Origin of the sequence: Odoribacter sp. N15.MGS-14 (assembly GCF_000980245.1) — a bacterium.
Taxonomy (GTDB): Bacteria; Bacteroidota; Bacteroidia; order Bacteroidales; family Marinifilaceae; genus Odoribacter; species Odoribacter splanchnicus.
In genome coordinates, this window is the sequence record NZ_LARE01000186.1 from 1 (window position 1) to 652 (window position 652).

A 652-nucleotide genomic window follows, 5' to 3' on the forward strand; every position below is an offset into this window, starting at 1 on the left:
ACCGCGAGGAACGGGCTAGGGTAATACCGGTAACTGGGGCTAAGTCGTAACAAGGTAGCCGTACCGGAAGGTGCGGCTGGAACACCTCCTTTCTGGAGCGGTGGCTCATGTGGCTCGCTACCCGTTTCACGTTTTTTCACGTTACATGATTGCCCGATAGCGGGTTAACCATAGTCTCTTAGCTCAGTTGGTTAGAGCGCTACACTGATAATGTAGAGGTCCGCGGTTCAACTCCGCGAGGGACTACAGCCGGGGGATTAGCTCAGTTGGCTAGAGCGCCTGATTTGCATTCAGGAGGTCAAGGGTTCGACTCCCTTATTCTCCACGGATAAAGTTCTTTGACATGCTGGAACGTTAATGGATCATTTGATCCACGAAGTAAGAATGTAGTAGAATAACACAGAGCCGTCCCCGTGGTGATACAGGGGACAAGGTAGATTATAAAAGTACACGACGCTAACGAACGTGAACGATTAAGGGCGCGCGGTGGATGCCTAGGCTCTCGGAGGCGAAGAAGGACGCGATAAGCCGCGATAGTCCACGGCGAGGTGCAAGTAACTCTTGACCCGTGGGTTTCCGAATGGGGCAACCCGGCCGTCTAGATGACGGTCATGCATTATCATGCAGGCGAACGCGGGGAACTGAAACATCT

2 tRNA genes and 2 rRNA genes are annotated in these 652 nt (G+C 52.9%); all 4 read left to right on the top strand.

Going from position 1 to position 652, the window contains the following annotated elements:
- Positions 1-92, top strand: a 16S ribosomal RNA gene (locus WS34_RS15005); the annotation flags it as partial.
- Positions 93-172: 80 nt separating this feature from the next.
- Positions 173-246: transfer RNA gene (locus WS34_RS15010), tRNA-Ile, on the top strand.
- Positions 247-251: 5 nt separating this feature from the next.
- A tRNA-Ala gene (locus WS34_RS15015) sits at positions 252-325 on the top strand.
- 138 nt (positions 326-463) lie between these two features.
- Positions 464-652 (top strand): 23S ribosomal RNA (locus tag WS34_RS15020); the annotation flags it as partial.